The following is a 7023-nucleotide window of genomic DNA, read 5'->3' as shown; positions in this document are numbered from 1 at the left end:
TTGCGCTTCATCAATCAGCTGTTTGGCAGAGCTAAGTACAGTTTTGGTGGGGCGATTAGAAATAAATCGCAACATGTCTTGTGAAAGTTTTTCTAGATCAAGTAATTGCTTGCGTAAGCGCAAGGCAAACTCTTTAGCCATCTCTGGCTGTACTTCATCATCACAAAGGTGGGACGAATACAGAAGGGCGGTAGCAAGTGGTGTGCGAAATTGGTGTGCAATACCGGCAGCCATCTTGCCCATGGCAGTCAGGCGATTTTCGCGCTGGGTTTCTTGGTGAAGAGCAATGTTGGCGGTAATGTCTTGAATCTGCACAAAGCTACGTATGCCCTCGTCAATGCGAATGACCTGAACCATTTTTTGCGGGGAGTTGCGATCCTCGGCATTGCCAATCAGGTATTCACCAGGGGCAATAGAGGCTTGCCAATCATGTGGCAACTCAAAATGATTGCCTGTGCTTAAGCTAGGTAAGAACTGAAGGACTGCCGGGTTATGAAGCAGAACAATGTTGTTCTCGAGCAGTATTACTCCAGCTGGAATGGCATTTAATAGGATCCCCAAGCGCTGATTGGACTTTTGCAACTCGGAGCTGAGTTGATTGATCTTCTCTTGAAGGGCTGCTTGCTGAGTCTCGAGTTTTTGAGATTCCGCATAAAAAATGGCAAATGCTTCCTCTAGGTGCTTAGCAGCTAGGGCGGGATCTTTCTCAGCGGTTATATTGGGGGCTGACTTGGTCAATGTATTTATCTATGGCTAAATGCGTATTAAATGACTTTGGTTTTGTAATGGCTGGGGCGGCAAATTTTGCCTCTTTATTCCCATAGAATATCAATATTTAGGGAAAAAAGGCAAAAAGGTTCTATATTTAGTGATATTATGTTTACAGAATTTTTACCTGATTTGACGGAATCGACCCATTGAGCGAAGAGGCAAAGCCCGGAATACAGGAAAGCGAAAAGGATGCAGCAGTAGTCAGCATTGGCTCTAAAGCCGCCTCCGCAGCTATTCCAGCGTCGGCCCCATCTAAGGGCAAGGTCAAACTCCCCTCAAAATTAGGCGAACTCCAACAGCGTTTTGGTGCATTAGGTCTACAACAGCGCCTGATCGTACTTGCTGCACTCTTCCTCTTTATTGCAGTCTTGGTCTTTGTTTCAATCTCCGGCCGAAGTAGGGATGACTACCGCGTACTTTTCTCCAGCATTAACGAGCGTGACGGGGCTGCAATCGTAGCTGCCTTGCAGCAGATGAATGTGCCTTACAAGTTCACAGAAGGTGGTGCTGCTATTTTGGTGCCAGAGTCTTCTGTTTATGAAACCCGTTTGCGCCTAGCTGGACAAGGACTTCCTAAGGCGGGCAATGTTGGTTTTGAGTTGCTTGAAAATCAAAAGATGGGTACCAGCCAGTTTGTAGAGCAGGTGAACTATCAGCGTGGTCTTGAGGGTGAGTTAGCTCGTAGCATTAGCTCATTGGCGCAAGTTAAATCTGCCCGAGTGATGTTGGCTATTCCTAAGCAAACCGCATTTATGCGTGAGCAAGAAAAACCCACAGCCTCTGTTGTAGTCACCATGCACCCTGGTCGATTCTTGGATGCCCAGCAAGTTGCTGCCATCACGAATTTAGTAGGCTCTTCAGTGCCTAACTTAGGCCCAGCCAATGTGACGATTGTTGATGCTGAAGGCAGTCTCCTAGCCCCCAATGCCCAGCGTTTAATGGGACTTGATAGCAATCAGTTGAAATATGTAGCAGAACTTGAAGGCGCTTTATCTAAGAGAGTCCAGGCTATCTTAGAGCCCGTTACTGGTAAAGAAAATGTTCGTGCTCAAGTAACGGTTGATATGGATTTTGGTGAGCTTGAGCGAACCGAAGAAACGTTTGGTCGCAACTCACCACCAAATCAATCCTCGATTAGAAGTCAGCAAACAAACGAAGCAGCAACACCTGGATCTGCAGCGGCGGGTGTCCCAGGTGCGCTCACCAACCAACCTCCTGGTGGCGGTCAGGCTCCGATTAATGCAGCAGGCGGAGCTGCTGCTGGGCCGCAGAATCTCAATGCACCGCCATCAAGTTCAAGCTCTACTGCTAGCAACATCAAAAAAGACTCAACAATCAACTACGAGTTAGATCGTGCGATTCAGAGAATTAAATCTGAAAAAGGTCAAGTCCGAAGAGTGTCTGCTGGTGTAGTCGTGAACTACAAGCAGCCTACCGGGGTAGATAAGGATGGCAAGCCACTCAAGCCGGTGCCTTATAACGCCAAAGAGTTGGATCAGATTAATAACTTAGCTCGTGATGCAGTTGGCTTTAATGAGCGTCGTGGCGATAGCGTCAGTGTTGCCAATATTCCGTTTAAGGTTGAAGCTGACGTAGAGCCTCCGTTTTACAAGCAGGCGGGTGTAATTGAGCTCAGCAAAGAGTTCTTTAAGTTTGCGATTATTTTGGGATCTCTAGGTATTATTTTCTTTGGCGTTGTGAAGCCTTTACTGTTTCCTAAGAAGATGGATGAGGCCTTGGAAGAGCAGCGTATTGAAGAAGAGTTTGATGAGAAGATGAAGGCTGAGATGGCCCAAATGGATCCGAAAGCTCGCGACAAGCGTCGCATGGAAATGGAATTGCTCAAAGAGCGTCAGCGAATTGCTGAAGAAGAAGAGCGCGCACGTCTCGAGGAAGAGCGTGCCAAGCTTGAAGAAGATCGTAAACGTGCTGATGAAGAGAAGAAGCAAGAGTACGACGAGCTACTCAAGTACGCGCAAGAATTTGTGGAGGAGAATCCAAAAGTGGTTTCTTCTATCTTTAAAGAGTGGTTGGCGGATGATGCCGAAAAAACGAATACCGCTAACGCAGCTGCCGCTGCTGCTGGTTGAGATAAAGAGTAGATAGACATGGCTGACGAAGAAACCGGCGCCCCCAAACAGCTCTCGATCGCTGAAGCTCTGAAAGAGGGCGTCAAGGGCGCAACTCAATCTGGAAGTTTGACTTTCGAAGAGCTGGATGGTGCTTCGCGCGCTGCCGTGGTGTTGTTAGCAGTAGGTGCTGAATCTGCTGCAAACGTCTTGCGTCAAATGACGCCATTTGAAGTGCAGCGCCTATCTGGAAAGATGGCGGTCGTTCGATCCTTAAGTCGCGATCTTGTATTGCAAGTGTTGCGTCAATTTAAGGACGTCACTGCGAATAACTCACAAGTGGCTTTCGATACCGATTCCTTCATGCAAAACATGCTGACTAAGGCGATGGGTGCTGAAGGTGCTTCTGATTTGCTCGGTCGTTTAGAGTCCACGCTCGACATGTCGGGTATTGAAACTTTGAAGCGTATGGAATCGGATGTTCTGTACGAGATGATTAAGAATGAGCATCCGCAAATTATTGCTACAGTGATGGTGTTCTTGGAGCCGTCGCAAGCAGCCTCTGTTCTTAAGTTGTTCGCTGATGATTTGCGTAACGAATTGATCTTGCGTATTGCCTTGCTAGAGAAAGTCCAACCAGCTGCCTTGAAAGAATTGAACGAAGTGATGTCACGCTCCGCAGGTCCAGATGCCGACTTCCGCAGAAGCACCGTTGGAGGTGTTGTGCCTACCGCAGAAATTCTCAATATGTTGTCCGGTGGCTTGGACAAAGAAGCGCTCAATACGATTCGTAACTTTAATGGCGAATTGGCTGATGCAATTCAAGAGAAGATGTTCGTGTTCGAGGATTTCAACGACATCGAAGATCGTTCGCTACAGACCCTCTTGTTAGAGGTTCCGCAAGAAACTTTGATCGTTGCTCTGAAAGGCGCAAGTCCAAAGTTGCGCGAAAAGTTATTCAAGAATATGGCTAAGCGTGCTGCCGATGGCGTGCGCGAAGATCTCGAGACTCGCCCACCAGTCAAGGTACAAGAAGTCGAAGAGATGCAAAAAGAAGTTATTCGTGTTGCACGTGTCTTGGCCGATGAAGGCCGCATGATCATGGAAAGGGGCAAGTCAGCCGATGCCTTCCTCTGATGAGGACTCCCTGCTGACGAGGTGGGAGCCTCCCTCCTTTGATCCTCCAAAGCCCCCTAAACCTCCTAAGGTTGCGCCTATTCAATACCCTACGGTTGAAGAGGTTGAGGCGATTCGCGACAACGCCTATAAAGAAGCTTATGAGTTAGGCTCAAATCAAGGTTTTGTAGAAGGCAGAGATGCTGGTTACAAAGAAGGTAAGGAATCAGGCTATCGCGAGGGTTATAAGCAGGGCTATGTCGAGGCAGACGAAGAAACTAAACGTTTGCAAGATGCTCTGGGTCAATTGCTTGAATCAATCACTGGAATGCCTGAGGCCATTGCTGAGCCCCTCACACAACTGAGTTTTGAGATTGCCTCTCGCCTAGCTGCCAATATTTCAATGGAGCGTGCTCCGTTTGTAGCGGCTGTGCAAGAAGCCTTGATGCGTCTTCCACGCCCCGGTGAAAATCTTTACCTGCGTCTGCGAGCAGAAGAGGTTGAGACTTGGAAAAAAATTGTTGATGATCCCGGTCTCCCATTTGCCTGCACTATTTTGGTTGACGCGGATGTACGGCCAGGACATGCTTATGTTGAGGTGAGTGGTGCACGTATTGATGTGGGCCTTGAAGCACGCTTAGCTCTCGTCAGAAACGCCTTAGGTTTGGATGACACTGCTGAAGAGCTCGCAACGGTGAACACAGAAGCCTTGATCGATAGCAGCATCAATATGCTTGAAGACGAATCTAGTGATGACTCTCACTTGGATGAAGAACAGCATCTTGATCCCCCTGACTCTGGTGAGGTGGAGAAAGAGTGAGTCACTTGCAGCCGACTCAATTAGCAGATCAACTGGAGATGCGCAGGCAGCATCTGGCGCAAGCGCCTCGCTCGATTCGTGAGGGTAAGCTCAAGCGGGTATCTGGAATTGTGCTTGAGGTAGAAGGTTTGCCAATGAGTATTGGTACTGGCGCAACCATACTGTCTGAACTTGGTGGCAAAACCTATGATGCGGAATGCATTGGCTTTAACGGTGCCATCACCTATTTAATGCCGATCGATACGATGGAGGGCATTTCTCCTGGAGCTTTGGTTTATCCAGCTGATACCCCCTTTAATTCTGGATCGGGATATACCTCTAATAGCATTGGTGAACCACTACCTATTGGCGAGAGTCTGCTTGGTCGTGTAGTCGATGGCTTGGGTCGTCCGATTGATGGCAAAGGTTATGGAGAAAAACAATTCTCTCCATTTATTCAAAGAACTCTGAATCCCTTGGATCGCACTCCAATTCATGAGCCATTAGATGTTGGGATTCAAGCAGTCAATGGTTTGCTCACAGTGGGTCGAGGACAGCGGGTTGGAATATTTGCTGGTTCTGGAGTTGGTAAAAGCGTTTTATTAGGTATGCTCGCGCGCAACTGTGTAGCTGATGTGATTGTGATTGGCTTGGTGGGTGAGCGGGGTCGTGAGGTGCGTGAGTTTTGTGAAGACACTCTCGGCCCTGAATCATTTAAGCGCGCGGTTGTAGTGGCCGCTCCAGCAGATGCTTCCCCCTTAGCGCGCTCTAAGGGTGCCTCGTATGCAACTGATGTAGCGATCTGGTTTAGAGATCAAGGTAAGCATGTTGTACTGATTGTGGATTCGCTAACGCGCTATGCGATGGCATTACGGGAGATTGGCTTGAGCTTAGGTGAAGCGCCGGTAGCACGTGGATACCCGCCTAGTGTGTTTGCTCGCATGCCTGAGTTAGTTGAGCGCGTTGGTAATGGCGCCAATCCTGATGGATCCATTACCGCGTTTTATACCGTGTTGCTAGAAGGTGACGATACGAATGATCCAGTTGCGGATACTGCCCGCGGAATTTTGGATGGTCACTTCTTCTTATCTCGAGAATTAGCAGATAGTGGTCACTACCCAGCTATTGATGTTGAAAAGTCAATTTCTCGTGTGATGCCTAAAGTTGTCTCCAAAGAGCACCTCTTATCTGCGAGGCGCCTAAAGCAACTTTATAGTCGCTATATGCGAGGGCGTGATCTAGTTTCTATGGGCGCCTATATTGCCGGCACCGACCCAGATTTGGATGCAGCGCTCCAGGCTTGGCCAAAAATTCAGGCATTTTTACAGCAAGATGCCGAGCAAGCCATTCCAATCGATCAAACTGAAAAACTCCTTTTCGAGATCGCTCCATCGGTGGTTTAATTCCTTATGTCTGCAATTGAGCTACTTCTGCGCCTAGCTAAAATCCGCGAGGATCAAGCGATGGCTCGTGCAAAAAGGGCTGCCGGACAGGTTAATCAAACAAAAGCCTTTAAAAATCAAGTACTTGATTATGCAAAGGAATACGAGGTGCAGATGATTGCCGGTGGCAATCAAAGTGTTTCGGTGGCCTTCATACAGGATGCCAATGCATTTAGGGAGAAGCTGATTCAGAGCTCTATTGAGATGGATGGGCAGATTCAAGGTCTGGCTAGAGCCTCAGAAGATACCCTCAAGACCGCCACAGAAGCCAGAATGCGCACCCGAGGATTGACTAAATTAGTCGATAAAAAGAGGCTGGAAGCTAGGAAGAAGAAGGCTAAGGCGGAAATGAACCTCTTTGAGGATAACTACGCGGCGAGGGCTAGTGCCAATTCTGGCACGAAAGATGCATAGTAAGTAGTGTTCCTTTTGGAGAGGCTATGCCAACAGTAGGTCAAATTCGAATGCAAGCAGCAGCCAGTGGCGTAAATGCCGCAGGTAGCAAGTCGGGCTCAATGCCCGGCGGCTCCGCTATGCCTGTCGGATTTGAAGCCTTCTTGTCAGCGCTAGACCGCTCTACAGCTTCTCGTCGTGATGCCCAGTTAAATTCTAGTCAAATCAGTACACAAGGCGCTTTTGCTATGCAAAATTTGCCTACTATGGGTAGCAAACAGGCTGGGGCTGCAAAAAATTCCGATCCAGTTGAAATGTTGATGGCAGAAATAGCCGCACAGGGCTTGCTCAACGTTGCCTTCCAAAATCCAAGTCAGGTCAATCAGACGAATGGTGCAACAAATGCTGATGCGACTTCTGATATTCAGAGTTT

7 protein-coding genes are annotated in these 7023 nt (G+C 48.2%); 6 read left to right on the top strand and 1 reads right to left on the bottom strand.

What is annotated here, in order from left to right; translation table 11 throughout:
• A partial coding sequence (locus B7X71_RS10035; protein WP_293600659.1) for a histidine kinase dimerization/phospho-acceptor domain-containing protein occupies positions 1-738 on the bottom strand: 738 nt, incomplete at its 3' end.
• Positions 739-917: 179 nt separating this feature from the next.
• Between B7X71_RS10035 and fliF the strand changes: the two genes are divergently transcribed.
• The 6 genes from fliF to B7X71_RS10005 form a co-directional block, all read left to right on the top strand.
• A complete protein-coding gene (gene fliF / locus B7X71_RS10030; protein WP_293600657.1) occupies positions 918-2861 on the top strand; it encodes a flagellar basal-body MS-ring/collar protein FliF in 1944 nt (647 codons plus the stop codon).
• Between the two features lie 18 nt (positions 2862-2879).
• Positions 2880-3977: a flagellar motor switch protein FliG gene (gene fliG, locus B7X71_RS10025; protein WP_215302778.1), complete on the top strand. Its 1098-nt coding sequence runs from the start codon at positions 2880-2882 to the stop codon at positions 3975-3977.
• Positions 3964-4776, top strand: a complete 813-nt coding sequence (locus B7X71_RS10020) for a FliH/SctL family protein (protein ID WP_293598524.1) — start codon at positions 3964-3966, stop codon at positions 4774-4776. The genes fliG and B7X71_RS10020 overlap by 14 nt, the downstream gene beginning before the upstream one ends.
• Positions 4773-6158 carry a FliI/YscN family ATPase gene (locus B7X71_RS10015; RefSeq protein WP_293600655.1) on the top strand — a complete coding sequence of 462 codons (1386 nt, stop codon included), beginning with the start codon at positions 4773-4775 and terminating at the stop codon, positions 6156-6158. The genes B7X71_RS10020 and B7X71_RS10015 overlap by 4 nt, the downstream gene beginning before the upstream one ends.
• Positions 6159-6218: 60 nt before the next feature.
• Positions 6219-6611: a hypothetical protein gene (locus tag B7X71_RS10010; RefSeq protein WP_293600653.1), complete on the top strand. Its 393-nt coding sequence runs from the start codon at positions 6219-6221 to the stop codon at positions 6609-6611.
• A 26-nt stretch (positions 6612-6637) separates the two neighbouring features.
• A partial coding sequence (locus B7X71_RS10005) for a hypothetical protein (RefSeq protein WP_293600651.1) occupies positions 6638-7023 on the top strand: 386 nt, incomplete at its 3' end.

The organism is Polynucleobacter sp. 39-46-10 (assembly GCF_002282275.1).
This window is presented reverse-complemented; position numbering and strand designations above follow the sequence as displayed.